Source organism: Actinocrinis puniceicyclus (assembly GCF_018283645.1).
GTDB classification, from domain to species: Bacteria; Actinomycetota; Actinomycetes; order Streptomycetales; family Catenulisporaceae; genus Actinocrinis; species Actinocrinis puniceicyclus.
In genome coordinates this window covers 13547-38957 of the sequence record NZ_JAGSXH010000057.1, presented here as the reverse complement: position 1 = coordinate 38957, position 25411 = coordinate 13547, and the positions used below count along the sequence as shown (strand labels likewise).

The following is a 25411-nucleotide window of genomic DNA, read 5'->3' as shown; positions in this document are numbered from 1 at the left end:
GGCCCCAACCCCGCCCACACCACCAGCCGGCCGCACGCACCAACCCAGCTCAGCCGCCCTTGCCGGGCCGTGCGCCGCTCGATTGGCCACGGCGTGAGCGCGTGGGTGAGAATAGGCGGATGCGCCCGCCCGGCGTGCGTTGGTCACCAACTGGTTTTTTTTGCAGCAGTCCCACAGCGACGTAGTTCGTTGTAGTACCACGACAGGAGCCCTGAACCGCATGTCCACCTCCTCATCCGGCCGTCCCCGCCGCCCGACCACGGGCCGTCCCACGGGGAACAAGCGTGTTGCCGGACAAGGGCGACGGGGACGCGACGAACAGCCGCGCGACGGAGGCCGTGACGTGGGCGCGGGAGGTCGCCCCGGCAGCGACCGCGGGGATTCGAACTCGTCCCGCGCGCGTTACGGCGACCGCCCCTCCTATGGTGAGCGCCGTCCCGGATATGAGCAGCGGGATCGCGGTGCCGATCGGGGTGGATTCGACCGTGATCGTGGTGGCGACCGCGGTGCCGAGCGTGGCGGTTTCCAGCGTCGCGACGATCGCGGCGCTCCCGGTCAGCGTGATGACCGGCCGCGTTTCGGCGACCGTGATCGCGGCGGCGACCGTGGTTTCCAGCGTCGTGACGATCGTGGCGGTGCCGGCCAGCGTGACGAGCGTCCTCGTTTCGGTGATCGGGACCGTGGCGGTTTCGATCGTGATCGTGGTGGCGACCGCGGTGCCGAGCGTGGCGGTTTCCAGCGTCGTGATGATCGCGGCGCTCCCGGTCAGCGTGATGACCGGCGCGGCGGCTTTGATCGTGATCGTGGCGGGGATCGTGGCGGCTTCCAGCGTCGTGATGACCGTAGTGGTCCGGGGCAGCGTGACGAGCGTCCTCGTTTCGGTGATCGGGACCGTGGCGGTTTCCAGCGTCGTGACGACCGCGGTGGGGATCGCGGCGGTTTTGACCGTGATCGTGGTGGGGATCGCGGCGGTTTTGACCGTGATCGTGGTGGGGATCGCGGCGGGGATCGTGGTGGTTTTCAGCGTCGTGATGACCGTAGTGGTCCGGGGCAGCGTGACGAGCGTCCGCGTTTCGGTGATCGGGATCGCGGCGGTTTCGATCGTGATCGTGGTGGCGACCGCGGTGCCGAGCGTGGCGGTTTCCAGCGTCGTGATGACCGTGGCGGCTTCGGCCAGCGTGATGACCGGCGCGGTGGTTTCGACCGTGATCGTGGCGGGGACCGTGGTGGGGATCGTGGTGGTTTTCAGCGTCGTGATGACCGTAGTGGTCCGGGGCAGCGTGACGAGCGTCCGCGTTTCGGTGATCGGGACCGTGGCGGTTTCGATCGTGATCGCGGTGGAGACCGTGGCGCCGATCGCGGCGGCTTCCAGCGCCGTGATGACCGCGGTGGAGACCGTGGCGGCTTCGGCCAGCGTGATGACCGGCGCGGTGGTTTCGACCGTGATCGTGGCGGGGACCGTGGTGGGGATCGTGGTTTCCAGCGTCGTGATGACCGTAGTGGTCCGGGGCAGCGTGACGAGCGTCCTCGTTTCGGCGACCGTGATCGTGGCGGTTTTGACCGTGATCGCGGCGGCGACCGTGGCGGTTTCCAGCGTCGCGACGACCGTGGTGGGGATCGTGGTTTCCAGCGTCGCGAGGAGCGCCCTCATTTCGGTGACCGGGACCGTGAGCGTGGGGCACGCCCTGCGGTCGCCGACTCGGCGAAGCCCGGTGGCGCGGCCGAATCCCTGGACGAAGTCGCGCTGCCCGACGACGTCGACACCTCGGAACTGGACGCAGACATCCGCGCCGAGCTGCGGACCCTCGTACGCATGAAGGCGGAACTCGTCGGCGGCCATCTGGTGATGGCGGGCCGGCTCGTCGAAGAGGACCCGGAGAAGGCCTACGCCCACGCTCGCGCCGCACAGCGCCTCGCGCCGCGCCTGGCCGCCACTCGAGAAGCCCTCGGGCTCGCCGCCTACCTCTCGGACCGCTACGCGGAAGCGCTCGCCGAGTTGCGCGCCGCCCGCCGAATCACGGGATCCAATCACCAGTGGGCCGTGATGGCCGACTGCGAGCGCGGCCTCGGCCGACCCGAGAAGGCGCTGGAGATGGCGCAGGCTCCGGAGGCCAAGGAACTGGACAAGGCCACGCAGATCGAACTGCGCATCGTCGCCGCCGGTGCACGCCGCGATCTGGGTCAGCCGGACGCGGCCGTGGTCCTGCTGCAGGGCGCCGACCTGACGTCCGCGACGCCGGAGCCGTGGACCGCGCGGCTTCGCTACGCGTACGCGGAAGCACTGCTGGATGCCGACCGGGAGGACGAGGCCCGCGAGTGGTTCGCCCGCGCGAGCGAGGTAGACCCGGAAGGCCTCACCGGCGCCGGCGAGAGGCTGGCCGAACTCGACGGACTCACCTTCGACGAGGTCGAGGAGGACGACGACGAGGACGCTCTCGACCCTGACGCGGAACCCGAAACCGAGCATGACGACGCGCTCGCGGACGAGGACGACGACGAGGACGACGACGAGGACGACGACGAGGACGACGACGAGGACGACGACGAGGACGAAGAGGACGAAGAAGACGCCGTCCGGCCCGAAGCTCACGATGTGCACGACGCGGCCGGACCGGCAGCTGAGCAGCATGTCGGCCCCGACCCGGAACATGACGAGGAACAGTGACGACGCGTAGCGGCCGCTAGGTTCTGGGCCGGACGCATCGCGAACGCAGCGATCGCGCCGCGGTTGACTGCCGGAGGCATTGGCCCAGCGATCGTGGCGTTCGCCTGACGCGTGGAGAAGAACACGGGCGGGACCGGACTTACCGGTTCCGCCCGTTCCCGTTCCCGTTGCCGGCCAGCCCGCGACCCGTCCCGGACAGTCGGCACTCAGTCCGCGTCGAGCAGCCGTAGCACCAGACCGGTGGCCGGTTTGGGGGCGAACGCGGTGGACTTGCGCGGCATCCGCACCCCGGCCGCCGCGAGATCCAGGACCGTCGCCTCCGCCACCGGGCGCAGCAGCACCGCCAGGCCGTGATGGCGCTGCGCCTCGATGACCGCGTTGCGCGCGTCATGGTCGAAGCGGATATGGTCCGCCGTGTCCGGCACCTTCCACACCGTGCGGGCGAGCGCGAGGTGCAGCACCGTGGCGTCCAACAGACGCCAGGACTCCGGCCGGTCGCCGGGAATCGACTCGGCCACCAGCTCCGGCTTGGGATCGGCGATGATCCACGCGCGTTGACGGTCGACCGCCGCCATCGCGACACGCTCCGGCCCGATCCGGTCGAGCTCGTCCAGCGCCGCACGGTAACCACCCGAGACCGGCGTCACCGTGAAGAACTCCGCGGCGGCCGCAATGGCCGCGGCGACCGGCAGATCCGGAATCCAGCGATGTATCCCGCGTACGCGCAGCGCATGGCGCTTCGAGTCGACCAGCAGCGCCAAACCGCGATCCGAGCCCGGACGGCCCAGCGCTGCCAGCCGCTGATAGGCGGCATAGCGGTGATGCCCATCAGCGATCAGCGAGCGGCGCGGCGCCAGATCCCGCGCGATGACCGCCAGTTCCCGCGGGTCCGTGATCGACCACAGCCGGTGGTGTGTGCCATCCGCGGTCGCCGCCTCGACCAGCGGCTCGCAACCGCCCGCGTACTGCTCCACCAGATCGGAGGCAGGTCCACCACCCTCGTACGTGAGCAGGATCGGCTCCGGATTGGCACCCGTCGCATGCATGAGCGCCTGGCGATCCGCGACCACGCCGTCCACGACGTCCTCGTGCGGGAGTACCGGCCCCGCGTCGTCGGCCGGCAGCTCCAAGGCCCCGATCAGGCCGCGTTGGTGCCCTGCCGGGCCGGTCTGCTCATAGACGTAGAGCGCGGGAAGCGGGTCCAGGACGAGGGCGCCCTCCTCGCGCCACTCACGCAGCGTGCGGGCCGCACGGCGGTACTTGAGCCGCGGGTCGGGCTCGTCGAGCTCCGGAAGGGTGAGCCGAACGACGTTATGGGTGCCGCTGAGGGCAAGTCGGTGTGCCTGAATTGGGTCGATCATGTCGTACGGTGGCGATATGACTGCCGCCGGGTCGCCGACCTTGGCGCGATCGAACCGCAGACCGCGGAACGGGACGAGCGAGAGCCGTCCCTGCACGTCGGCGCGCGGGAAAGCGGCGTCCGGAGCAGGATTCATATGCAAATGCTATGGGGTGCTGCCGACGCGACTGACGGACACGACCACGACCGAGCCTGATGTGACAGCTCGGGAAAGACGGGAACAGCGGTTAACAACGGACGGATCGAACTCCGGGAGGCACGAAGTGGCTGAGAGTGCGCAGTGGCATGACCACGCGGCGCGGGAGCGGTCGACGGGACATGGTGAGCCGCTTGACGAGTCCGCCCTCTCCGGGGAGGTCAACGACTGGTACCAGCGCGGCGTCCAGTTCCTCGACAGCGGCAACCCGGCTGCGGCGACCCAGCTGCTTACGCGCGCGGCGGAACGGATGCCGCGTTCCCGCCTGATCCTCGAAGCGCTGGCCCGGGCGCAGTTCGACGCCGAGCAATACGAGGACGCGGCCGACGCGTTCCGCACAATCGCGGAGGCCGACCCGGACGACGATTACGCCCAGTTCGGCTGGGGCCTGGCGGCCGCGCGTCTCGGCGACTACGAGATGGCCGTAACGCACCTGGCTGTGGCCGCGGCGATGCGCCCGGACGTGCGGTACTACACGCAGGCGCTGCGTGGGGCGCGAGCGACGGTGCGTTCCCGGGCGGCAGCGGGGAAGCGGGGCCGGTCGTGACTTTACGTGCCGTCTCGCCCGAACGCTTCGAGTCGAGTCATCGGCCAAGCGGCCGCCCGGCCCGCTCCGCGGCCCATGAGACAATCACTCATTGTGACGAATATCGAAGGTGTGGCCGCCGCGGCCGAAACGACCGCCCGGCAGGAGGAGCGGGCGGGGCGGCAACCGCTCGCCTCGCTCTATGACACGGCTCTCCTCGACCTCGACGGAGTCGTATACCGAGGCAAAGACGCCGTCCCGCACGCGGTGCCCACGCTGCTTTCCGCCGCCGACGCGGGGATGCACCTCGCGTATGTCACGAACAACGCGTCGCGTACGCCGGACGCGGTCGCCGCACACCTGCGGCAACTGGGGCTGCCGGCGGAACCCTCGGACGTCGTCACGGCCGCGCAGGCGGTTGCCCGGTTGATCGCCGAACAGGTGCCACAAGGTGCGCCCATCCTGGTCATAGGCGGCGAAGGGCTGCGACAGGCACTGCTGGAGCACGGGCTGACTCTGGTCGACAGCGCCGAGGACACCCCCGCCGCCGTGGTGCAGGGATACCGGCCGGACACGTCATGGAAGGAACTCGCGGAGGCCGCATACGCGGTCGAGCAGGGCGTGCCCTGGTTCGCGGCGAACACGGACCGGACGATGCCCACCGCGCGGGGGATCGCTCCCGGCAACGGCGCTCTCGTCGGCGCGGTCGCCGCAGCGACGGGGACGTGGCCGACTGTGGCCGGCAAGCCGGAGCCCGCACTGCACCGCGAGACCATGATCCGGACCCGAGCACGCCGGCCGCTGGTGGTCGGAGACCGCCTGGACACGGACATCGAGGGCGCGAACCGGGCCGGCGTCGACTCGCTGCTCGTGCTCACCGGCGTGACCCGGCTGCCGGACGTGCGAAAGGCGCCCGAAGAGCAACAGCCGACCTACCTGGCCGAGGACCTGCGCGCACTGCTGGAGCCGAATCGGCTGATCACCGACTGGCGTGAGGGATGACGGCCGCGGCAGCCGCGGTGGCTCACTGCGGTGGGCGCCGCGGCCGCTGGGATGAACCGGGTCAGAAGATCTTGCGCAGCCGGATCAGGTCGCCGAAGGAGGCGTTGACCTTTATCCGGCCCGAAGTCCACGCGGAGATGAAGTTCAGCCCGCCGTCGACCAGCATCAGCAACTCGTCGCTCGGTATCGTCAGCCGGATCTGCGCCTGCGGTACCTCGGCCCCGTCCGTGTAGGCGACGACGTTCAGCAGCCGCGCGTCCTTGAGCAAGCCGTGAAAGGTCGTCTCCAGGTCCGGCACGTGACAGCTCACCGTGCGCTCAAGCCGGTGCCGGTCGCGGCTGCCCTCGTCAAGGCCGCCCATCTTCGCGGCCAGCCGGTCCAGGGCCGCGGCGCATTCGTTCTCGGTCGCCACGGCTGGCACCCTACATCCAGTGGGCCGCGCCACGCGGTACGGTCAGGGAGTACAGCCAGAAGCAGCGGCGGACGCGGGCACTGCCTGGGCAGTGCCTAAAGACACTGGCTGGGCGAGAGGACGGCGGGCAGCATGGACACAGAGGGCGTGGTTCGCACCGACGGCACGGCCATGCGCCAAGAGATGCCGCCGCGTACGCCCGCTCCGGACGCGCCGGATCTGTTCGCCGCAGTCCCGGAACCCGAGCCGACGGGTCACCCCGATGTCGACGCGGCACTGGAGCGGCTGCGCGAACTGCCCGAACTGCAGACCGGGGCGCACCCGGAGTTGTACGACGGCATCCACCAGCGACTCCAGGACGCACTGGCGCAGATCGACCGGCAGGACGCGGCAAGCTAGTGTCCCGCGCCGAAATCCGCCGTGAAAATCGGCCCCCGCATCCCGCCTGGCCGCGTTGCCGAAACACCCGCAGACGACCCACTGCGTTGATTGAGCACCGCGAGGGTGTTCCGGCGCCTTGCCAGCCGGGCGCGGATGACCGGACCTGCGCAGCCAGGTCGAGCAGAGTCATGCGACGGATTTCCGGCGCGGGACACTAGACACACACCCGGGACGCAGACGGTCTCGGTACGGCACGGCTGGACGGGATCGAGATGGCGGGACAGCCCCGGCGGCGACTTGACGCCGAACTGGTCCGGCGCGGGCTGGCCCGCTCGCGGGAGCAGGCGGTCGAGTTGATCGCGGCCGGGCGCGTCACCATCGGCGGCCAGGCGGCGGCGAAGCCGGCCACCCAGGTCGAGACCTCCGCTGCGATCGTCGTCGTGAGCGCGCAGGACGCAGAGATCGAATACGCGTCGCGCGGCGGCCACAAGCTCGCCGGCGCCCTGGCGGCGTTCGGTCCGCAGGGACTTTCCGTGCAGGGACGCCGCTGTCTGGACGCCGGAGCGTCCACCGGGGGCTTCACCGACGTGCTGCTGCGCGCGGGCGCCCGGCAAGTCGTCGCGGTCGATGTCGGTTACGGGCAACTGGCCTGGCGTTTGCGGACCGATCCGCGCGTTGTGGTGGTGGATCGAACCAACGTGCGCGATCTGACGTTGGAGCAGATCGGCGGCGAGGCCGCGGAACTCATCGTCGGCGACCTGTCGTTCATCTCGCTGACGCTGGTCCTGCCCGCTCTCGTGCGCTGCGCCAGGCCGGACGCGGACCTCGCGCTCATGGTCAAGCCGCAGTTCGAGGTGGGCCGGGAACGGCTCGGTGCCGGCGGTGTGGTGCGCGACCCCGCGCTGCACGCGGACGCGGTACGTACCGTGGCCGCGGCCGCGTGGGCGCTCGGGCTCGGCGTGCTCGGGGTGACCGCGAGCCCGCTGCCCGGCCCGAGCGGCAACGTGGAGTACTTCGTGTGGCTGCGCGCAGGTGCCGTGCCGCTGGACGAAGAGCAGTTGGCGCACGCTGTCGCCGAGGGGCCCGCCGGGGCCGCGGCGAGCGTGTACCCGCGTGGGGACAGACATGGCGACGGACATAGGGAGCGCGCGTGACGGTCGACGACAGCAGCGGCGGCGAGCGGCCCAAGCGCAGCGTCCTGCTGATCACCCACACCGGCCGCAAAGAGGCCAAGGACGCGGCGCGCAAGGTCGCGCACTGGCTTTCGGCGGCCGGGGTCGAGGTGCGGGTGCTCGCCGGAGAAGTGGACGGCGTGGACTTCGGGCCGACCGCCTGGATCGTGCCGGACGACCGGCACGCGGTGGACGACTGCGAACTGGTCGTGGTGCTCGGCGGCGACGGGACGCTGCTGCGCGGCGCGGAACTGGCCCGCGAGGCCGACATCCCGTTGCTCGGGGTCAACCTCGGCCGGGTCGGCTTCCTTGCCGAGGCGGAATTGGAGGACCTGCACGAGGTCGTCGAACGCATCGTGGAGCAACGGTACGAGGTCGAGGAGCGTATGACGCTCGACGTGATGGTGCTCCAAGGCGGGCGTGTGATCGGGCACACCTGGGCGCTGAACGAGGCCAGCGTGGAGAAACGCTCGCGGGCACGCATGATCGAGGTCCTGATCGAGATCGACGGGCGGCCGCTGTCGCGCTGGGGCTGCGACGGGGTGGTGTGCGCGACGCCGACCGGGTCCACCGCGTACGCGTTCTCCGGCGGCGGACCGGTGGTCTGGCCGGAGGTAGAGGCGCTGCTGCTGGTCCCGATCTCCGCGCACGCGCTGTTCGCCCGGCCGCTGGTGGCCGCGCCGACCTCGCTGCTGGCGGTCGAGATCGAGGACGGCTGGGCGGTGGGGCCGGAGGGCAGCGCGGTGCTCTGGTGCGATGGGCGCCGCACGCTCGACCTTCCGTACCGTGCCCGCGTCGAGGTGCGCAGGGGCGAGCGCTCGGTGCGTCTGGCCAGGCTGCACGACGCGCCGTTCACCGACCGGCTGGTGGCCAAGTTCGGGCTGCCGGTGGACGGCTGGCGCGCACGGGATTGACGGCTGTTTCGAGCGGTCCGATGTCCGGCAGTTCCGCTAATCTCACGAGTGTGCTGGAGCAGATGCGCATCCGCGGCCTCGGCGTGATCGAGGACGCCGTACTGGAGTTGTCGCCCGGCTTCACCGCCGTTACCGGTGAGACCGGCGCCGGCAAGACCATGGTCGTCAGCGGGCTGGATCTGCTGTTCGGCGGCCGCGCGGAGACCACGCGGATCCGGCCGGGCGCAGACCGGGCGGTGATCGAGGGCCGGGTGCTGATCCCCGCCGAGGGCGCCGTCGCGCGCCGGGCGGCCGAGACGGGCGCGGCGATAGACCCCGCGGAGCCGGGCGCGGACGGCGGCGCGCGGGCCGAACTGCTGCTCGCCCGCGTCGTCGGCGGGCAGGGCTCCGGTCAGAACGCCTCGGTGCGTTCGCGCGCGCACCTGGGCGGCCAGGCCGTGCCGGTTTCCGTGCTGGCGGACCTGGGCGAGGACCTGATCGCGATGCACGGCCAGTCCGCACAGCAGCGGCTGCTGCAACCGGCCCGGCAGCGCGCCTCGCTGGACCGCTACGCCGGGGACGCCGTATCCCGCCCGCTGGGCGAGTACCGCGCTGCCTACCAGCAGTACCGCGACGTGGCGGCGCAACTGGGCGAGTTGACCACCCAGGCGCGTGAACGCGCGCAGGAGGCGGATGCGCTGCGCTACGGCCTCGCGGAGTTCGACAAGGTCGAGCCGGTCGCCGGGGAACTGGAGAAGCTGGCCGCCGAAGCGCAGCGGCTCGGCAGCGCCGAATCGCTGCGCGCGGCCGCCGCGAGCGCGCACGAGGCGCTGTTGTCGAGCGACGACGCGGCGGTCGGTGGCGACGCCTGCTCGCTGGTGAACGCCGCCCGCCGCGCGGTGGAGCAGGTGCGCGGTGACGACGCGGCGATCGCGCCGATCGCCGCGCGCCTTGAGGAGCTTTACTGGCAGCTGACCGAGACCGCGACCGACCTGGCCGGTTACCTGGCCGGTATCGAGGCGGACCCGGTGCGGCTCGAGGTGGTCAACCAGCGCATCGCCGACCTGGAGCACCTGTGCCGGCGGCACGGGCCGACCCTCGACGACGTGCTGGCCTGGGCCGAGCAGGCGGCCGGGCGCCTTGCCGAGCTCGACGGGGACGACGACCGGATCGAGACGCTGACCGCGCGGCGCGACGAACTGCGGGCGCGGCTGGCGGACCACGCCGCCGAGGTCTCCGCCGCGCGCCGGGCCGCCGCCGAGAAGTTCGCCGCGGCCGTGACCGGCGAACTCGCCGAGCTGGCGATGCCGCACGCGCGGATCGCGGTGCACGTCGCGCAGCGGGAACTGCCCGCGAGCGCCGACACCTCCTCGGCGCTGCCCGTGCCGTATCCGGACAGCGGCGCGCAGCGGCTGGTCGCTTTCGGACCCAACGGCGTCGACGACGTGGAACTGCGCCTCGCGTCGCATCCCGGCGCCCCCTTCCTGCCGATCGCCAAGGGCGCCTCGGGCGGCGAACTCTCCCGCGTGATGCTCGCCGTCGAGGTGGTCTTCGCGGGCGCCGACCCGGTGCCCACCTTCGTCTTCGACGAGGTCGACGCCGGAGTCGGCGGCAAGGCCGCGGTCGAGGTCGGCCGGCGGCTGGCCAGGCTGGCGCGGACCGCGCAGGTCATCGTGGTCACGCATCTTCCGCAGGTGGCCGCGTTCGCGGACCGCCAGTTGCTGGTGCGCAAGGAGAGCGACGGTTCCATCACCTCCTCGGGGGTGACGGTGCTCGACGACGCCGAGCGCAGACGCGAATTGGCGCGTATGCTCTCCGGCCTGGAAGACTCCGAGCTTGGCCAGGCGCACGCCGAGGAGTTGCTCGCGGCCGCGCACGCCGAACGGCGGTGAAGCCGGGCGGCGTCCAGGCGCGATGGAACCGGGACGGCGCCATGGAAAAACGAGCCCGCTCACGTAACAACCCCGTCACGACCGGCTGAAGGCGTGTTAAGAACTGGTGCAGTGGGACGTGTCAGGCCGCACGGGCCTGGCAGGATTGTCCCGATGAGGATCACCGTGCGCCCGCCCGAGCGCGCGGCTGAGCGGGCCGAACCGCGGCCCGGGCCGGCCGCGGACGGCGTCGCGCGCGTGGACCGGCGCACCAAGAACCTGACCAAGCGGCTGCGGCCGGGCGAGATCGCGGTCATCGACCACCAGGACATCGACCGGATCGCCGCGGAGGCCCTGGTCGCCCGCCGCCCCGCGGCCGTGGTCAACGCCTCCGCGTCGATCAGCGGGCGCTATCCGAACCTCGGCCCGGAGATCATCGTCTCGGCCGGAATCCCCCTGATCGACGACGTCGGCCCGCACGTGATGACGCTGGCGCGGGACGGCGAGCGGCTGCGCGTCGAAGGCAACGTGCTCTTCCGCGGCGACACCCCGCTGGCCGCGGGCAAGCTGCTCAACCTTCCCGCGATCCTGACCGCGATGGAGGAGGCCCGCGCCGGGCTTTCCGAGCAGCTCGAGGCCTTCGTCCAGAACACGATGGAGTACCTGCGCAAGGAGCGGGATCTGCTGCTCGACGGCGTGGGCGTACCGGACGTGCGCACCGACTTCGACGACAAGCACGTGCTGATCGTGGTGCGCGGCTACCACTTCCGGGAGGATCTCAAGACGCTGCGCCCTTACATCCGCGAATACCGCCCGATCCTGATCGGCGTGGACGGCGGCGCCGACGCGATTCTGGAGGCCGGCTACAAGCCGCATATGATCGTCGGCGACATGGACTCGGTCTCGGACGAAGCGCTGACCTGTGGCGCCGAGGTGGTTGTGCACGCCTACCGGGACGGGCGCGCCCCGGGCCTGGAGCGGATGAGCGCGCTGGGCCGCGAGTGCGTCGTCTTCCCGGCGGCGGGGACCAGCGAGGATGTGGCGATGCTGCTCGCAGACGACAAGGGCGCCAAGCTCATCGTCGCGGTCGGCACCCACGCGAACCTCGTCGAGTTCCTGGACAAGGGCCGCGGCGGCATGGCCTCGACCTTCCTGACGAGACTGCGGGTCGGCGGCAAGCTCGTCGACGCCAAGGGCGTCTCCCGGCTCTACCGCAGCCAGATCTCCACCGGCTCGCTGCTGCTGCTGATCGGCGCGGCTCTGGTGACCGTGGTCGCCACGGCCCTGGTCTCCCCGCTCGGCGGGCTGTACTGGGAGGTCCTGCGCGGGTACTGGGACTCGTTCGTGTTCTGGGTGCAGGGACTGTTCTCGTGATCGACTTCCGGTACCACGTCGTGTCGATCATCGCGGTGTTCCTCGCGCTGACCGTCGGGCTCGTGCTCGGTGCGTCTTTCCTGCCCAAGGCGCAGGTCGACTTCCTCAACGGGCAGATCACCAGCGCCAACAACGCCAAGAACCGCCTGGAGACCAAGCAGTTCTCGCTGAGCGCCGACAACCAGCACATGCAGGACTACATCGACGGCACGAAGGACAACCTGGTCAACAACCAGCTGTTCAACGACGCGGTGGTGGTGGTGCGGGCCGCCGGTTACGACCCGGGGGCGGTGAACTCGGTGCTGGCGCTGACCAAACAGGCCGCGGCGACGATCACCGCGGACATCACCGTCAACCCGACCTTCGCCGACCCGAGCAGCGTGGCCTCGCTTCAGGACCTGGTGGCCAACTACGCGCCGCTCGGGCAGAAGGTGCCCGGCGGCGACCCGGTGGCCCAGGCGATCAACCTGCTGGTCGAGGCGCTGACCGTGCAGAGCGCGGCGACCGGCGCAGCCGCCGGGAGCGCCTCGGCGTCGCCGGCGGCCTCGCCTTCGGCATCGGCGACGCCGAACGCGGTGCCGGCCGCGATGACCGCCGCCTGGGCGGTCCGGACCGTCCAGGCGTTCAAGAGCATCGGCGTGATCAGCGTGACCGTGATGCCTTCCGCGACGAACCCGGTGAAGCCGACCGCGGCCTTCATGGCGGCGCCGCTGGACCCCGCGCCGGATCCGCAGAACAGCCTGTACCTCTCGCTCGCGCAGGCGTTGCGCGCCGCGGGCGCCGGGCCGGTGATCGGCGGCTCCGCGCCGGCTGCGGGAGCCGGCGGCCTCATCACCGCGGTCCTCAAGGACGCGGCGGCCACCAAGACGGTCTCCACCGTCGATGACACCGACAGCACCATCGGGCAGGTCGCCGTGGTCTTCGTGCTCTACGGCGAGAGCCGGAACGCGGCCGCTCCGGCGGGCCACTACGGAACCACCGGCACCACAGACGGCCCGTTGCCGAAACTGCCGAAACTGCTGCCGGCACCCTCACCGAGCGCGAGTTAGCGCTCGCACAGCCGCCCGCCTCCGCAGCGGCGCCCACGCTGCGGACCGAGACAGAACGGATCAGGCCCATGGGTATCGCGGCCGCAATCTCCACCACGGCACCCAAGCTGCTCGCCGCGGCCGTCGGCGCGGGCGCGGCCCGCCTCGCCTTCTCGGCGGCGCGCGCGGCGGTTGCGGAAGGCGCCGGCCCGGGCCGCGATCCGAAACGGTGGAACCGCACCAACCACCGCGGCGAGCCGGTCACCCTTCTCGAAGGCCCGGCCTACGCCGTCGGCGCCGCGGCCGCGCTCGCGATCACCCCGGGAGTGCCGAGCGGGCTGCGCACCGCGGCGATGGGCGCCGCGGCCGCAGCGGGCGCGTTCGGCGTGTACGACGATCTGTGCGGAAACGGCGACCGCCGCGGCATGCGCGGCCATGTCAAGGCCCTCATGCAGGGTGAGCTGACCACCGGCGGCGTGAAGATCGTCGGCATCGGCGGCGCGGGACTGCTGGCCGGCGCGCTGGTGCGGCGCGGCCCGGCCGACACGCTCACCGACAAGCTGCTGGCCGGGGTGACGATCGCGGCGGCGGCCAACGTGGTGAACCTGTTCGACCTGCGCCCCGGCCGCGCCATCAAGGCCGCCTGCATCGGCGCCGCACCGGCGCTGCTGCGCGACGGGGCGGCCCCGGGCGCGGCTGCGGTGCGCTGCGCGGGTCTGGGCGCGGCGCTGGCGTTGCTGCCGGAGGACCTGGATGAGCGGGCCATGCTCGGCGACGCGGGAGCGAACGCGCTCGGGGCGGTGCTCGGGACGGCCGCTGCGGCGTCCGCGTCGCGCGCCGGGCTGGTGTGGCGCGCCGCCGCGCTCACCGCGCTCACGCTGGCCAGCGAGAAGGTCTCGTTCACGAAGGTGATCGCGAGCACCGCGCCGCTGCGAGCCCTGGACGGACTCGGCCGACGTGCCTGACCGCCCCGCCCCGTTGCCGTCCGTCGACGATCCGCTGGTTCAGCCCGTCGCGCCGATCGACACGCGCCTGGTTGCCGCCGAGGGGGACGGGGTAGGGCGCTGCGAAGGCGGGTCGGTGTTCGACCAGGGGGTGGCGCTCGATCACAGGGTGGCGCGCGACAAGCAGGTCGCGGGCGATCGAGACGGGGCTATGGACCGGGAATCTGTGCGGTACAGCTCGGCAGCGGTGCTCGCCGATGGCGGTGAAAACACGGACGGCCTCGCCGTGGCCCGGCGGGCGGCCCAGCGTCGTGCGGCGGTGCGCTCCGTAGCGGGTGGTGCAGCGCTCATCGCGGCGGTCACGGTACTCTCACGCACCGTCGGATTCCTGCGCACGCTTGCGTTTTCGCACACCGTCGGCACACAGGCGCTCGCGGACGCGTACAACACCGCGAACCAGATCCCGAATACGGTGTTCGACATCGTCGCCGGCGGCGCGCTCGCCAGCGTCGCGGTCCCGCTGCTGGCCGGTCCGCTCGCGCGCGGCGAGAAGGCCCAGGCCGAATCGATCATCTCCGCTCTGCTGACCTGGACGCTGGCGGTGCTGTTGCCGCTGAGCCTGATCGGGGTCGCGATCTCGGGTCAGCTGGGCCAGCTGCTGGCCGGCAACCACGCGCCGGTCGGTGCCTATGCGGCCACCGTCAGCCGCTTCCTGGTGTTGTTCTTACCGCAGATCCCGCTCTACGGCGTCGCCGTGGTCCTGTCCGCGACCTTGCAGTCCGACCGGCGTTTCCTTTCGCCAGCCCTCGCTCCGCTGCTTTCAAGCGTCGTGGTGGTCACCACTTACCTGCTCTTCGGCGCGCTCGATCCGACGGCGGCGGGCGGCGCGCTCGGCGCGCTCGGCTATCGCTCCGAGCTGTTCCTCGGCCTGGGCACGACGCTGGGCGTGGCCACCCTCGCACTCAGCCTCCTGCCCGCGGTACGCCGCACCGGGCTGCGTGTGCGGCCGCGGCTGCGCTTCCCCTCCGGGGTGGCTCGGCGCGCCCGGAATCTGGCGCTGGCCGGCGTCGCGACGCTCGCGGCGCAGAACGTCGTCGTGCTCGGCGTCGTCCTGCTCACCAGCCACACGCGCGCGGCTACGGGTTCGCTGACGGTGTACACGTTCAGTTGGGCGGTGTTCGTGCTGCCCTACGCCGTGCTCGCGGTGCCGATCGCGACCACCGCGTTCACCGATCTGGCGGCACGCGCGGACAGCGGAGACCTCGCCGGCTTCCGCGCCGGTGTGGCCACCACCAGCCGCGCGGTCCTGATCGCGGCCTGCGCCGGCGCGGCCCTGCTCGTGGCCACCGCGTGGCCGATGGCGTACCTGTTCATCTCCGCGCCGACGGGTCCGCGCCCGTCGATGATGGCGTACGGGTTGGTCGCCTTTTCGCTCGGGCTGCCCGGCTACGCGGCGATCGCGCACTTCGGCCGGGTGCTGTACGCGGGAGGACACGGCCGGGACGCCGCGGTCGCCACCGTGATCGGCTGGCTGACCGTGTTGGCCGCGGACTGGGTGCTGATCTGGCGCTTTCCGCCGCGGCAGGCCGTGGCCGCGCTCGGCCTCGGCAACGCGTGCGGTATGACCGTCGCCGGGGCGCTGCTGCTGACGGCCGCCCGCAGGCGCACCGGGCCCGGCACGTTCACCGGGCTGCCGCGGGCCGCCGTGGTCGGCGTGACGGCCGCGGTGGCGGCGGGCGCGGCCGGCTGGCTGGTGGCCGGGTGGATCGGCCCGACCGGGTCGGCGCCGGCGGTGGCGACCGGCGCGCTGTGCGCGCTGCTGGCTCTCGGCGTGTTCGCCGCGGTGAGCCTGGCGTTTGATGACGGAGACCTGCGGCCGCTGCTGGCGCGCGCGGTGCGCTGGTCCTCGGCGAGAGCCGGGGCGGCGCGGGGACGTGGGCGTGGCCGATGAACGCGCTGGAGGAGCGGTCGTGACGGCTTTCGGCACGCGGGTGGCACGGGGGCGCCGACAGCCCGCTGAACGCTTCGGCGCGTCGGAAGAGCGCTTATGACTATGCGTATCGCGTTGGTACTCGGGACCAGTGTCGGCGGTATCGGCGCGCATGTGCGCGATCTGGCGGCGGGGCTGGTCGAGCGCGGCGACACGGTGACGGTGCTGGGACCGGCGCAGACCGAGGAGAGCTTCGGGTTCGTCAAGGCCGGCGCGCGCTTTTGCCCCGTGCCCATCGCGGCCGCGCTCAACCCGCTGCGGGACGCGGCCGCCGTCAGGACTCTGCGGGCGGCGCTGGTCCGGGCGGAAGCGGACGTCGTACACGCCCACGGGGTGCGTGCGGGTGCGCTGACCGCGCTCGCGCTGGGCCGTGGTCGGCCGGGCCGCATCCCCAGCGTTGTCACGCTGCACAACGCCATGCTCGCCGTCGGCGTCAAGGCACGGCTGCTCAGGCGGTTGGAGCAGTTGGCGGTACGGCGTGCGAACGTCGTGTTCGGGGCATCAGCGGATCTGGTGGAGCGTGCGCGCGAACTCGGCGCCCGTGACGCGCGACTCGGTCCGGTACCGGCGCCGCAGTTGCCTGAACCGACTCGGGGACGCGCCGCGGTCCGCGCCGAACTCGGCGTGGGCGGGCCTGACAGAGCTGACCGGGTACTCGTTCTCGCGGTTGGACGCCTCGCCCCGCAGAAGGACTACGCGACGCTGCTTCAGGCGGTCCGGATATGGCAGGACGCCTGGGAGTTGACGCAGTCTCCGCAGTCGGTGCCCCGCCTCGTCGTCGCGGGGGACGGGCCGCTGCGCGAACAGCTTCAGGCCGACGTCGGGCGCTGGGGGCTCGACGCGCAGTTCCTGGGTCACCGGACGGATGTCGCGGATCTGCTCGCCGCCGCCGACATCCTCGTGCTCTCCTCCGCCTGGGAGGCCCGCGCGCTCGTCGTCCAGGAGGCGATGCGGGCAGGGGTGCCCGTGGTCGCCACCGCGGTCGGCGGCACGCCGGAACTGGTGGGTGACGCGGCGATCCTGGTTCCGCCCCGCGACCCGCACGAGATCGCGATCGCGGTCCAGCGACTGGCGCAGTACCCGGACGACCGCGCCCGGCTCGCCGGGCTGGGCCGTGAACGCGCGCGCGCCTGGCCTGACGCCGAGCAGTGCGTCAGCATATTGCGTGCGCTCTATTCGGCGCTTTCTACTGCGAGCTCAGTGACTCCATGAAGCTGTGACCGCAGGGCAGCGGGGGCCACGTACTGGCCGAGCAGTCGTTTTCGAGCCTGCGCAGTCCCTGCGCGGTGTCGTCGTCGTCAGGCAGGTAGACGATCACGCGGGTGCCGGGTGTGGCGTGGACGCCCAGGCTCGTCGACTTCAGCCGCAGCGGGCCGACCGCCGGGTGATTGAAAATCTTGATTCTCGTGCCGTAGCCGGCCACCTCGTGCTGCGCCCAGAGGGTGGCGAACTGCTGGCTGCGCTCCAGCAGGTCCTTGATGAACTGCTCCCAGTACGGTTCGCCGACGTGGTGCGCGTACGCGGCGCGCAGCGTCGCGACCAGACGCGGCGACTCCTCGGTCCGGTTGACATAGGGGTGGCAGCAGCCCGGCGAGGTGAAGATGCTCCACACGCTGTTGCGGTACTTGCCGCGGAAGTTCGCGATGCCCGGAAACAGCCGCTGATAGGCGGCGTTCCACGCCAGCACGTCGAACCGCTCGTTGAGCGCGCAGGCGATGGACGAGAGTTCGTCGAGGATCTGCTGCACCTCCGGGTCGACGGTGCACCGGGGCGTGGCCACCTGAGCGAGCGAGGGCACGTCGGCGAGCCGGTACAGATGGGTGTGCTCGTCGGGGTCGAGGCGCAGGGCCCTGGCGATCGAGTCGAGAACCTGTGTACTGGCGTTGATCGGCCGGCCCTGTTCCAGCCACGTGTACCAGGTCACCCCGACGCCGGCGAGCTGAGCGACCTCCTCTCGCCGCAGGCCGGGCGTGCGCCGCCGCAGGCTCGGCGGCAGGCCGACACCCTCGGGGGTCAGCCGCTCGCGGCGGCTGCGCAGAAAGGTGCCAAGCTCGGTGCGCCGCACTTTCCCAGCCTGCCGGGACAGGAACTGGGTCTCGTGCCGGTCGCGGGGGCGAGATCCGCCGGGGGCGTGATCGACGGGAGCGCCGTCGGTGATGGTGGGGACCGCCATGGCACCATCTTCACCGATGCGCGCGCGTTGATCCAGGTGGTATCGGTACCAGGATAAGCAGGCTCTTGGTAACAGGATCAGCGGTACGTGAAGCTCATCGCATGTCAAGCTCGACCGTTTCGCAAGTAACCCAGGCCGCTCCCGGCGCGGCGCCCCGGGGGCCCACTGCGGCTGCTCCCTCCGCGGATGCCAGAGGTCCGCTGCTGTGGACCGTGCTCATCGCGATGTTCATGGCAGTGCTCGATGTCGCGGTCGTCAACGTCGCGCTGCCGACGATTCACAACGAGTTGCACGCCACCGGCGCCGGGCTGCAACTGTCGGTGTCCGGGTACACCATCACCTACGCCGTCCTGATCGTGACCGGTGCGCGCCTGGGCGACCTGTGGGGCCACGGCCGGATGTTCCGCGCGGGGCTGGCCCTGTTCACCGCCGCCTCCCTCGCCTGCGGGCTGGCGCCCGACATCGGCGGGCTGATCGCCTTCCGCGGCCTGCAGGGTGTCGGCGCGGCCGCGATGGTGCCGCAGGTGTTGTCCATCATCCAGCGCACGTTCAGCGGACCAGCCCGGATGCGCGCCACGAGCATGTACACCGCGGTCATCGCGGGTGGCGCGGCGGTCGGGCAGGTCGTCGGCGGCCTGCTGGTCAGCGCGAACCTGTTCGGCTCGACGTGGCGGCCCGCGTTCCTGGTGAACGTTCCGATCGGCCTGGCCGCCCTGGTGATCAGCGGCCGGGTGCTGCCGAAGGACCGGGGCGAGCCGGGGCGCGGTCTCGACCCGGTCGGGGTCGCGGTGCTGACCCCGACCGTGCTGGCGTTCGTGGTGCCGCTGGTGCTCGGCCACGACGAGCACTGGCCGCTGTGGGGCTGGCTGCTGCTGGCCGCCAGCGCGCTCGGCGTGGCCGCGTTCGTGACCGTGGAGCGCCGGCTGGAGCGGCGCCGCGGGACGCCGATCATCCCCGGCCGCACGCTGGCGCTGCCCGGCTTCGCGCTCTCGATCGGCCTGATGTTCTTGGTGATGGCCGTGATGACCGGGATGTTCTTCGCGCTCACGCTGCACCTGCAGGGGGCGCTGGGCTTCTCCGCGTTGGACGCGGGCCTGGCCGGGGCGCCCGCGGCCGGGGCCATCTTCGTGGTCTCGATGCGGTGGCGCAGACTGCCGGCGCGCTGGTACCCGTGGCTGGTCGTCGCGGGTCTCGTGGTCGTCGCGCTCAGTTCGTTCGCCCTGGCTGGTGTGCTGCACGGCGGCACCACCGGCGGTCTGGCCCGGTGGATCCTGCAGGCTGTCAACGGCGCCGGCCTCGGCCTGGCCTACAGCCCGCTGCTGGGTGTGATGCTCTCGCGCATCCCGGTCTCGGACGCCGCCGACGCCAGCGGCGTGATCTCCACGACGGCGCAGGTCAGCCAGGTGGTCGGGATCGCCACGTTCGGCACGCTGTTCCTGAACCTGCTCGCCCAGGCACACCTCCACGCGTCCGCGCACGCCGTCTCGGCGGTGCTCGTGGTCGCGGGCGCCATCGCGCTGCTCGGGGCGCTGCTGGCGATCCGGCTGAGCAGGGTTCGCTGAGCGCCCTCGTTCCGGACGCGGCCGCGTGCAGCCGCGTCCGGAACCATCCGTCAAGACCAGATCAGGCCACTTACATGCCGACGGCCTTGTACAGCGAGCCGATCTCCTCGCGGGTCAGGCCGCGCACCTTGCCGGGGCGCTGGTCGCCGAGCGAGACCGGGCCGAAACGGGTGCGCACCAGCCGCTTCACCGGGAATCCGGCCTCCGCGAGCAGTCGGCGCACGATGTGCTTGCGGCCTTCGTGCAGCACCACCTCGACCAGGGCGTGCCGGCCGACCGCGTCCACCATCTTGAAGCTGTCGACCCGCGCGAGACCGTCCTCCAGTTCGATGCCCTGGCGCAGCCGCCGGCCGAGGTCGCGCGGGATGACGCCCTCGACCTGCGCGAGATAGGTCTTCTGCACGCCGTAGGACGGGTGCGTCAGCCGGTGCGCCAACTCGCCGTCGTTCATCAGCAGGATGAGACCCTCGGTCTCGGCGTCGAGGCGCCCGACGTGGAACAGCCGCTGCGCGCGGCCCTCCACCAGGTCGCCGAGGTTCGGGCGGCCCTCCGGGTCCGTCATGGTCGAGAGCACGCCCTGCGGTTTGTTGACCGCGAGATAGACCGAGTCGGACGCGGAGGCGACGCGCATTCCGTCCACGTGGATGATCGCCTTCTCCGGGTCCACACGCATGCCCTGTGTGCGTACCCGCTTGCCGTCCACGCTGACCCGGCCTTGGTCGATCAGCTCCTCGCAGGCGCGGCGCGAGCCGACGCCGGCTGCGGCCAGGACTTTCTGCAGGCGCACGCCCTCCTCGTTGGGATCGTGCAAGGGCGTCGCGCGCCGTTCCATCTTCGTCTCCATCGCATCAGAACGTCATACCTCGTACATCGCCGGTCGGGCGCCGGTCAGGTCTCGTCTTCCATCTCCGCTGCGGTGGGCAGCAGCGGAGCGAGATCCGGCAGTTCGTCCAGGCTCTTGAGACCCATCCGCTCGAGGAAGTACCCGGTGGTCTGGTACAGCAGGGCGCCGGTCTCGTGCTCGGTGCCGCATTCCTCGACCAGTCCGCGGGCCAGCAGGGTCCGCATCACGCCGTCACAGTTGACCCCGCGGATCGCGGAGACCTTCGAGCGGCTGACCGGCTGACGATAGGCCACCACGGCCAGTGTCTCCAAAGCGGCCTGGGTTAGCTTGGCCTGCTGGCCGTCACGCACGAAGCGCTCGACCACCGGGGCGCACTCGGTGCGCGAGTACATCCGCCAGCCGGTGGAGACCGCCGCGGAGCCGCGTGCCGCCTCGCCGACGCCGACCTCTCGCAGTTCGAAGCCGCGGCCCTGCGCGGTGTACTCCTCGGCCAGTTCGCGCAGCGCCTCGGCGACCTCGCCCTTGGGCCGTTCGACGACCTGGGCCAGCAGGACGTCGGTGACCGGCTCGTCGACCACCATCAGGATCGCTTCGAGGCACGCCTTGAGCGGCGGTAGCGCTCCGGAGAGCTCTCCGGCCAGCTGCCAGGCAGGCTCGGGGTGCGCTGCGTACTGCCGGGCGCTGCGGTTCTGCGCGAGCGTGGCGTTCAGCGTGGCGAGACCGTCGACCACCTCGCCCTCCTGCGGTTCGACCTCGTCGAGCGATGCCTGGCCCGATGTGGCGGCGGCGGCGGGCCGGGTGCCGGTGTCGGCGGGCCGGGTGCCGGTGTCGGCCTGCTCCTGGGCGGGGGCTGGTTGCGCGTCGTTCGCGTGTTCAGCCTCTCCCGGTTCGCCGGCGCCCTGCTCACCGGCGTCCGCTTCACTGGCGCCCTGCTCAGCGGCAGCCGCCTCGCCGACGGTTGGTCGCTGCCCTTCGTACGGCTCCTGCGGGACGGCGTCGGTTTCTGAGTCGGTTTCTGAGTCGGCTTCGGCTTCGGGTTCGGTCACGGTGTCGGTCGTGGCGGATCGCTCCGGCGGCTCCTGCGTCGCCCGCGCGACCTCCGGCGGTTGCTGCGGCTCCGGGTCGTGCTCGTGTTCCTGTTCCGGCTCGGGCTCTATCCGCACGCCGAGCGCCGCCCAGAACGCGGCCCCGCCGCCGGGTTGCGTCTCGCCGTTGGTGCTCACTCGGGTTCCTCCTGCGTGCGTTGTGCCGGTATCACGGTCAGCTCGGCGGCTCGTTCCGCGTCCGGCGCCGGGCTGCCGTCGAACTCCTCCTCGACGTCGATCTCGCCGTCGTCGCTGCCGGTCCAACGCACCGTCAGCTCCCCGAACGGGTCCAGCTGGTCGAAGCCGACCGCCTTCTCCCGGAACAACTCCAGCAGCGCCAGGAACCGGGCCACGATGTGGATCATGTCGGGCGCGTCGGCGATCAGGGTGCGGAAGGTCGCGGTGCGCAACCTGCGCAGCTTCTGCGCGATCACGTTCGCCTGCTCCCGGATCGAGACGCTGATCTGGTGGATGTGCTCGATGGAGACCGTCGGCGGCTGACGCGGCGTCATCGCCCGCACGGCCAGCGCCGCGAACTGCTCCGCGGACAGGCTGATCAGGACCTCGGGTAGCAACTCCTTGAACACCGGCTCCAGCGGCACCGAACGCGGATGGCGCAGCGAACCGAAGGCGTAGCGGGCGGCCAGTTCCGCGGCGACCTGCTTGTACGCCCGGTACTGCAACAGCCGCGCGAACAGCAGGTCGCGCGCCTCCAGCAGGGCCAGGTCCTCCTCGTCCTCGACCTCGGCGGCGGGCAGCAGCCGGGCCGCCTTCAGGTCCAACAGCGTCGCCGCGACCAGCAGGAACTCACTGGCCTGGTCCAGGTCCCAGTTCGAGCCCTTGCTGTGGATGAAGGCGATGAACTCGTCGGTCACCTTCGAGAGCGCAAGCGTGGTCACGTCCAGCTTGTGCTTGGCGATCAGGCTCAACAGCAGGTCGAAGGGGCCCTCGAACTCTTCGAGGTGCACCTGGAACGAGTTGGCCCGGCTGCCGCGCCCGGTCAGCGCGTCGCCCGGAACCGGCGCGTCGAACCCGGCCGGCGCGGCGGCGGGCTCGGCCGCCGGCACGCCTTCGGCCGTCGGCACGGGCTCGCTCGGTTCCACGAACTCAACTCTATTACGCCGGATGGGCAGCTACCGGGCCTGGCGCGCGCGGCCCGGCTCCACTGGATCAGCGCCCGCGCAGCGTGCGGACCAGGAGGGAACGCTCCCCGTTCGCCTCGAAGTCCGCCAGCACCAGGTCGATGGCCTCGCGCACGATCCGGCCGCGGTCCACCGCCAGGCCGTGCTGCGCGCGCAGCAGGATGCGGGCCTGCTCAAGGCTGAGCAGTTCCTCCGGCGAGACGTACACGGTGATCTTCTCGTCGTGCCGTTCCCGGCCGGTCGCCCCGCGTGCCGCGGTGGTGGGCGCTGCGGCGTTCTGCGAACGCGTGGCCGGCCGGACCCGCGCGGACTGTGGCTGCTGCTCCGGTGCACGAGCCTCGGTGTATCCCTCGTCCGGATAAGCGCCCGGCTCCTCGTCGACAGGGTCGGGTACGGCGCGCAGCCGATCGGTGCCCGGCCGCGCCGCGCGAGCCGCGCTGCCCATCGTGGACAGCGCGGACGCGGTTATGCCGCTGCCGGAGCCGTGGGCGGTCGAACCGGGGGAGCGGAACAGCTCGTCGGCTGCGGGCATCCTCACTCGGCGGGGCACCTCGCCAGCACCTCCCTGGCGAGCTGGCGGTACGCTGCCGCACCGACCGAGCTCGACGCGTACGAGGTGATCGGTTCCCCGGCCACCGTCGTCTCCGGGAAACGCACCGTGCGGCCGATCACCGTGTGGAACACCTGGTCGCCGAACGCCTGCACCACCCGCGCCAGCACCTCGCGGCTGTGCACCGTGCGGGCGTCGTACATGGTGGCCAGGATGCCGTCCAGTTCCAGTTCCGGGTTCAGCCGCTCGCGCACCTTCTCGATGGTCTCGGTCAGCAGCGCCACGCCGCGCAGCGCGAAGAACTCGCACTCCAGCGGAACGATGACGCTGTGCGCCGCTGTCAGGGCATTGACGGTGAGTAGGCCGAGCGAGGGCTGGCAGTCGATGATGACGTAGTCGTACTCGGACATCGCGGGTTTGAGGGCGCGCGCCAGCGAGGACTCCCGGGCCACCTCGGTGACCAGTTGCACCTCTGCCGCCGACAGGTCGATGTTGCTCGGCAACAGGTCCATGCCCGGGGTGACCGTCTTGAGCAGGATGTCGTCGATGTTGACGCCGCGCTCCATCAGCAGGTTGTAGACGGTGCGGTCCAGTTCCATCGGGTTGACCCCGAGGCCGACCGACAGCGCGCCCTGCGGGTCGAAGTCCACGAGCAGGACCTTGCGACCGTATTCGGCAAGCGCCGCGCCGAGATTGATGGTGGAGGTGGTCTTGCCGACCCCGCCCTTCTGGTTGCACATCGCGATGATCTTCGCCGGGCCGTGCTCCATGGCGGGCCGTGGCGCGGGGAAGCGCGGCATCGGCCGGCCGGTCGGCCCGACCCGCTCGCGCCGCTGCGTCGCCGGGTCCGGGGCGAGCGTGGCCGCGTACTCCGGGTCCGGCTCTATTTCCGCGTCCGGGTCGAAGCCGTCCTCGAAGCGCAGTTCGTCGTCGATGCCGTACGGGTCGTCGATCTCGACGTCGCCGGTCCACGCACCGCTGGTCACGATTTTTCCTCCTCGACCGCTCCCTCCGGCGAGCGCCGCCGTATGCGGGTCGGCGTATGTGGATTCGCTCACCTGCCGGTCATCCTCCCAAGTGCTGTGCGGGGCGAGGCCCCCCGACGGTGCCCCGACAGTCAGTGTCCACCGTGCCGGTGTCAATTGTCGACCTATGTATTCATCGACCTGACGTCACGGTGGCAGTGCGACTCTAGGCGGGACTCTCCAATTACAGCAAGGCGGCGTCGCTCTCGTGGCGCAACGCGCGCACAGTCACGCGAATTCGTCGACAAATCATCATCACCGCGCGGTCGCGCGGTGCGGTGGAACGCACTTGCCGGGTTCGGACCGGGTTCTGACGGCATGTCAGAACCGCCCGGGCCGCAAGGTGTGAGAGCGGACGTCCGACGTCGGACTTCGGAAATGCCGCAAATACCGTCCTTGTCGGCGGCGACCAGTGATCTCCCGCTGCCCGTAAGGGCACGTTTCGCTCACAACCCCTATCCGAAGGGGGGCGCAGGCTGTAGAAGTATGGCAGCCCGCTCCGGAGAGGCGGGCCGCCCGCTGGCACCGGTCGGCGCGCACTTAGGAGGGGTAAATGGATCTGACGAAGCTCGGTCGCACCGAGCGCGTCCTGGCGATAGTCGGGCTGCTCGCGTTCATCGACAGTTTCCTGCCGTGGTACTCGGTATCGGTCAAGGGGGAACTGGCCGCCATGGGGGGAGTCGGCGGCGTCAGCGGCAACGCGTGGGACGTCGGCTTCTGGGCCTGGTTCCCGATGTTGTTGCTGCTCGCGATCGGCGTGCTGGTCGCGCTGCCCGCGGTCGGGCAGAACGTGAGCGTCCGCGGTGGCTACGCGGCGTTCGGCGCGGCCGCGCTGCTCGCTACGATCATCGTGCTGATTCGCTGGCTGACCTACCCCTCGGTGCCGGCCGAGGAGGCCGCGCTCATCGACGCCGGCGCGGATTTCGGCACGTACGTCGGCCTGATCCTCGGCATTGTGGCGACGGTGTTCGCCTACCTGGGATTCACCGCCGCGGGCGGCACGCTCAACAACATCGGCGCCGCCTTCCAGGGCGGGCAGCCGCAGCAGACCGGTTATGTTCCGCCGGCCGAAGGCTATGTCCCGCCCCCCGGAGGCTACGTCCCTCCGGCCGAGCAGCCGCCGACCTGGCAGCAGCCCCCGCAGCAGTAACGCGGCAGCCCGCAGCGGTAAAGGCGATCGTCGGTTCGAGATCGCACGAGAACAGCCCGCGCTCCG

General features: G+C 71.3%; 23 protein-coding genes. 14 read left to right on the top strand and 9 right to left on the bottom strand.

The window, feature by feature from the left end:
* Positions 1 to 232 precede the first annotated feature (232 nt).
* Entirely contained in the window at positions 233 to 1840 is a 1608-nt protein-coding gene (locus KGA66_RS16755; RefSeq protein WP_211469066.1) for a hypothetical protein, read from the bottom strand.
* On the opposite strand from KGA66_RS16755, the gene KGA66_RS16750 reads away from it, so the two are divergent.
* On the top strand, positions 1814 to 2665 hold the full coding sequence (locus tag KGA66_RS16750; RefSeq protein WP_211469065.1) for a tetratricopeptide repeat protein: 852 nt from the start codon (positions 1814 to 1816) through the stop codon (positions 2663 to 2665). The genes KGA66_RS16755 and KGA66_RS16750 overlap by 27 nt on opposite strands.
* 206 nt (positions 2666 to 2871) lie before the next feature.
* On the opposite strand, the gene KGA66_RS16745 is transcribed toward KGA66_RS16750, so the two are convergent.
* On the bottom strand, positions 2872 to 4161 hold the full coding sequence (locus tag KGA66_RS16745; protein WP_246507970.1) for a DUF1015 family protein: 1290 nt from the start codon (positions 4159 to 4161) through the stop codon (positions 2872 to 2874).
* A gap of 127 nt (positions 4162 to 4288) precedes the next feature.
* On the opposite strand from KGA66_RS16745, the gene KGA66_RS31080 reads away from it, so the two are divergent.
* Entirely contained in the window at positions 4289 to 4768 is a 480-nt protein-coding gene (locus tag KGA66_RS31080; RefSeq protein ID WP_312886952.1) for a tetratricopeptide repeat protein, read from the top strand.
* Positions 4769 to 4879: 111 nt separating this feature from the next.
* On the top strand, positions 4880 to 5749 hold the full coding sequence (locus KGA66_RS16735; protein ID WP_369015889.1) for an HAD-IIA family hydrolase: 870 nt from the start codon (positions 4880 to 4882) through the stop codon (positions 5747 to 5749).
* Positions 5750 to 5810: 61 nt separating this feature from the next.
* Here KGA66_RS16735 and KGA66_RS16730 read toward each other — a convergent pair whose 3' ends face one another.
* On the bottom strand, positions 5811 to 6161 hold the full coding sequence (locus tag KGA66_RS16730) for a sterol-binding protein (RefSeq protein WP_312886950.1): 351 nt from the start codon (positions 6159 to 6161) through the stop codon (positions 5811 to 5813).
* Positions 6162 to 6293: 132 nt separating this feature from the next.
* Here KGA66_RS16730 and KGA66_RS16725 point away from each other — a divergent pair, with 132 nt between their 5' ends.
* The 9 genes from KGA66_RS16725 (at position 6294) to KGA66_RS16685 (ending at position 17026) form a co-directional block, all read left to right on the top strand.
* Positions 6294 to 6560 (top strand): hypothetical protein, encoded by a 267-nt coding sequence (locus KGA66_RS16725; RefSeq protein ID WP_211469061.1) that lies wholly within the window; start codon positions 6294 to 6296, stop codon positions 6558 to 6560.
* A 254-nt stretch (positions 6561 to 6814) separates the two neighbouring features.
* Positions 6815 to 7696, top strand: coding sequence for a TlyA family RNA methyltransferase (locus KGA66_RS16720; RefSeq protein ID WP_211469060.1), 882 nt, complete (start codon positions 6815 to 6817; stop codon positions 7694 to 7696).
* A complete protein-coding gene (locus KGA66_RS16715; RefSeq protein WP_211469059.1) occupies positions 7693 to 8628 on the top strand; it encodes an NAD kinase in 936 nt (311 codons plus the stop codon). The genes KGA66_RS16720 and KGA66_RS16715 overlap by 4 nt, the downstream gene beginning before the upstream one ends.
* A 62-nt stretch (positions 8629 to 8690) precedes the next feature.
* Positions 8691 to 10499: a DNA repair protein RecN gene (recN, locus tag KGA66_RS16710; RefSeq protein WP_211469070.1), complete on the top strand. Its 1809-nt coding sequence runs from the start codon at positions 8691 to 8693 to the stop codon at positions 10497 to 10499.
* 153 nt (positions 10500 to 10652) lie between these two features.
* Entirely contained in the window at positions 10653 to 11852 is a 1200-nt protein-coding gene (gene steA / locus KGA66_RS16705) for a putative cytokinetic ring protein SteA (RefSeq protein WP_211469058.1), read from the top strand.
* Positions 11849 to 12901 (top strand): copper transporter, encoded by a 1053-nt coding sequence (locus KGA66_RS16700; protein ID WP_211469057.1) that lies wholly within the window; start codon positions 11849 to 11851, stop codon positions 12899 to 12901. The genes steA and KGA66_RS16700 overlap by 4 nt, the downstream gene beginning before the upstream one ends.
* Positions 12902 to 12969: 68 nt before the next feature.
* Positions 12970 to 13845: a hypothetical protein gene (locus KGA66_RS16695; RefSeq protein ID WP_211469056.1), complete on the top strand. Its 876-nt coding sequence runs from the start codon at positions 12970 to 12972 to the stop codon at positions 13843 to 13845.
* On the top strand, positions 13838 to 15775 hold the full coding sequence (murJ, locus tag KGA66_RS16690) for a murein biosynthesis integral membrane protein MurJ (RefSeq protein ID WP_211469055.1): 1938 nt from the start codon (positions 13838 to 13840) through the stop codon (positions 15773 to 15775). The genes KGA66_RS16695 and murJ overlap by 8 nt, the downstream gene beginning before the upstream one ends.
* Positions 15776 to 15871: 96 nt before the next feature.
* Entirely contained in the window at positions 15872 to 17026 is a 1155-nt protein-coding gene (locus KGA66_RS16685; RefSeq protein ID WP_211469054.1) for a glycosyltransferase, read from the top strand.
* On the opposite strand, the gene KGA66_RS16680 is transcribed toward KGA66_RS16685, so the two are convergent.
* Positions 17001 to 17987, bottom strand: a complete 987-nt coding sequence (locus KGA66_RS16680; RefSeq protein ID WP_211469053.1) for a helix-turn-helix transcriptional regulator — start codon at positions 17985 to 17987, stop codon at positions 17001 to 17003. The genes KGA66_RS16685 and KGA66_RS16680 overlap by 26 nt on opposite strands.
* Before the next feature lie 212 nt (positions 17988 to 18199).
* Between KGA66_RS16680 and KGA66_RS16675 the strand changes: the two genes are divergently transcribed.
* On the top strand, positions 18200 to 19549 hold the full coding sequence (locus KGA66_RS16675) for an MFS transporter (protein WP_211469052.1): 1350 nt from the start codon (positions 18200 to 18202) through the stop codon (positions 19547 to 19549).
* Between the two features lie 70 nt (positions 19550 to 19619).
* Here the strand turns inward: KGA66_RS16675 and KGA66_RS16670 are convergent, their stop codons facing one another.
* The 5 genes from KGA66_RS16670 to KGA66_RS16650 form a co-directional block, all read right to left on the bottom strand.
* Complete coding sequence (locus KGA66_RS16670) at positions 19620 to 20381, bottom strand: pseudouridine synthase (protein WP_211469051.1); 762 nt, start codon at positions 20379 to 20381, stop codon at positions 19620 to 19622.
* A gap of 56 nt (positions 20382 to 20437) precedes the next feature.
* Complete coding sequence (scpB, locus tag KGA66_RS32105) at positions 20438 to 20974, bottom strand: SMC-Scp complex subunit ScpB (RefSeq protein WP_246507972.1); 537 nt, start codon at positions 20972 to 20974, stop codon at positions 20438 to 20440.
* A 638-nt stretch (positions 20975 to 21612) separates the two neighbouring features.
* A complete protein-coding gene (locus KGA66_RS16660; protein ID WP_312886947.1) occupies positions 21613 to 22581 on the bottom strand; it encodes a segregation and condensation protein A in 969 nt (322 codons plus the stop codon).
* Between the two features lie 67 nt (positions 22582 to 22648).
* Positions 22649 to 23152, bottom strand: a complete 504-nt coding sequence (locus tag KGA66_RS16655; RefSeq protein WP_312886953.1) for a cobyrinic acid a,c-diamide synthase — start codon at positions 23150 to 23152, stop codon at positions 22649 to 22651.
* 2 nt (positions 23153 to 23154) lie between these two features.
* The gene (locus tag KGA66_RS16650) at positions 23155 to 24123 is read right to left on the bottom strand and encodes a ParA family protein (protein WP_369015887.1); all 969 of its coding nucleotides are present in this window, start codon (positions 24121 to 24123) and stop codon (positions 23155 to 23157) included.
* A gap of 625 nt (positions 24124 to 24748) precedes the next feature.
* On the opposite strand from KGA66_RS16650, the gene KGA66_RS16645 reads away from it, so the two are divergent.
* Entirely contained in the window at positions 24749 to 25345 is a 597-nt protein-coding gene (locus KGA66_RS16645) for a hypothetical protein (RefSeq protein ID WP_211469048.1), read from the top strand.
* Positions 25346 to 25411 lie beyond the last annotated feature (66 nt).

Bases quoted from the DNA above. Each gene is read 5' to 3' on its own strand.
- KGA66_RS16745 (WP_246507970.1), bottom strand. From the start codon at position 4,161: ATGAATCCTGCTCCGGACGCCGCTTTCCCGCGCGCCGACGTGCAGGGA.
- KGA66_RS16750 (WP_211469065.1), top strand. From the start codon at position 1,814: ATGAAGGCGGAACTCGTCGGCGGCCATCTGGTGATGGCGGGCCGGCTC.
- KGA66_RS16695 (WP_211469056.1), top strand. From the start codon at position 12,970: ATGGGTATCGCGGCCGCAATCTCCACCACGGCACCCAAGCTGCTCGCC.
- KGA66_RS16720 (WP_211469060.1), top strand. From the start codon at position 6,815: ATGGCGGGACAGCCCCGGCGGCGACTTGACGCCGAACTGGTCCGGCGC.
- KGA66_RS16670 (WP_211469051.1), bottom strand. From the start codon at position 20,381: ATGGAACGGCGCGCGACGCCCTTGCACGATCCCAACGAGGAGGGCGTG.
- KGA66_RS16685 (WP_211469054.1), top strand. From the start codon at position 15,872: ATGACTATGCGTATCGCGTTGGTACTCGGGACCAGTGTCGGCGGTATC.
- scpB (WP_246507972.1), bottom strand. From the start codon at position 20,974: ATGGTGGTCGACGAGCCGGTCACCGACGTCCTGCTGGCCCAGGTCGTC.
- recN (WP_211469070.1), top strand. From the start codon at position 8,691: ATGCGCATCCGCGGCCTCGGCGTGATCGAGGACGCCGTACTGGAGTTG.
- steA (WP_211469058.1), top strand. From the start codon at position 10,653: ATGAGGATCACCGTGCGCCCGCCCGAGCGCGCGGCTGAGCGGGCCGAA.
- KGA66_RS16680 (WP_211469053.1), bottom strand. From the start codon at position 17,987: ATGGCGGTCCCCACCATCACCGACGGCGCTCCCGTCGATCACGCCCCC.
- KGA66_RS16655 (WP_312886953.1), bottom strand. From the start codon at position 23,152: ATGCCCGCAGCCGACGAGCTGTTCCGCTCCCCCGGTTCGACCGCCCAC.
- KGA66_RS16645 (WP_211469048.1), top strand. From the start codon at position 24,749: ATGGATCTGACGAAGCTCGGTCGCACCGAGCGCGTCCTGGCGATAGTC.
- KGA66_RS16755 (WP_211469066.1), bottom strand. From the start codon at position 1,840: ATGGCCGCCGACGAGTTCCGCCTTCATGCGTACGAGGGTCCGCAGCTC.
- KGA66_RS16725 (WP_211469061.1), top strand. From the start codon at position 6,294: ATGGACACAGAGGGCGTGGTTCGCACCGACGGCACGGCCATGCGCCAA.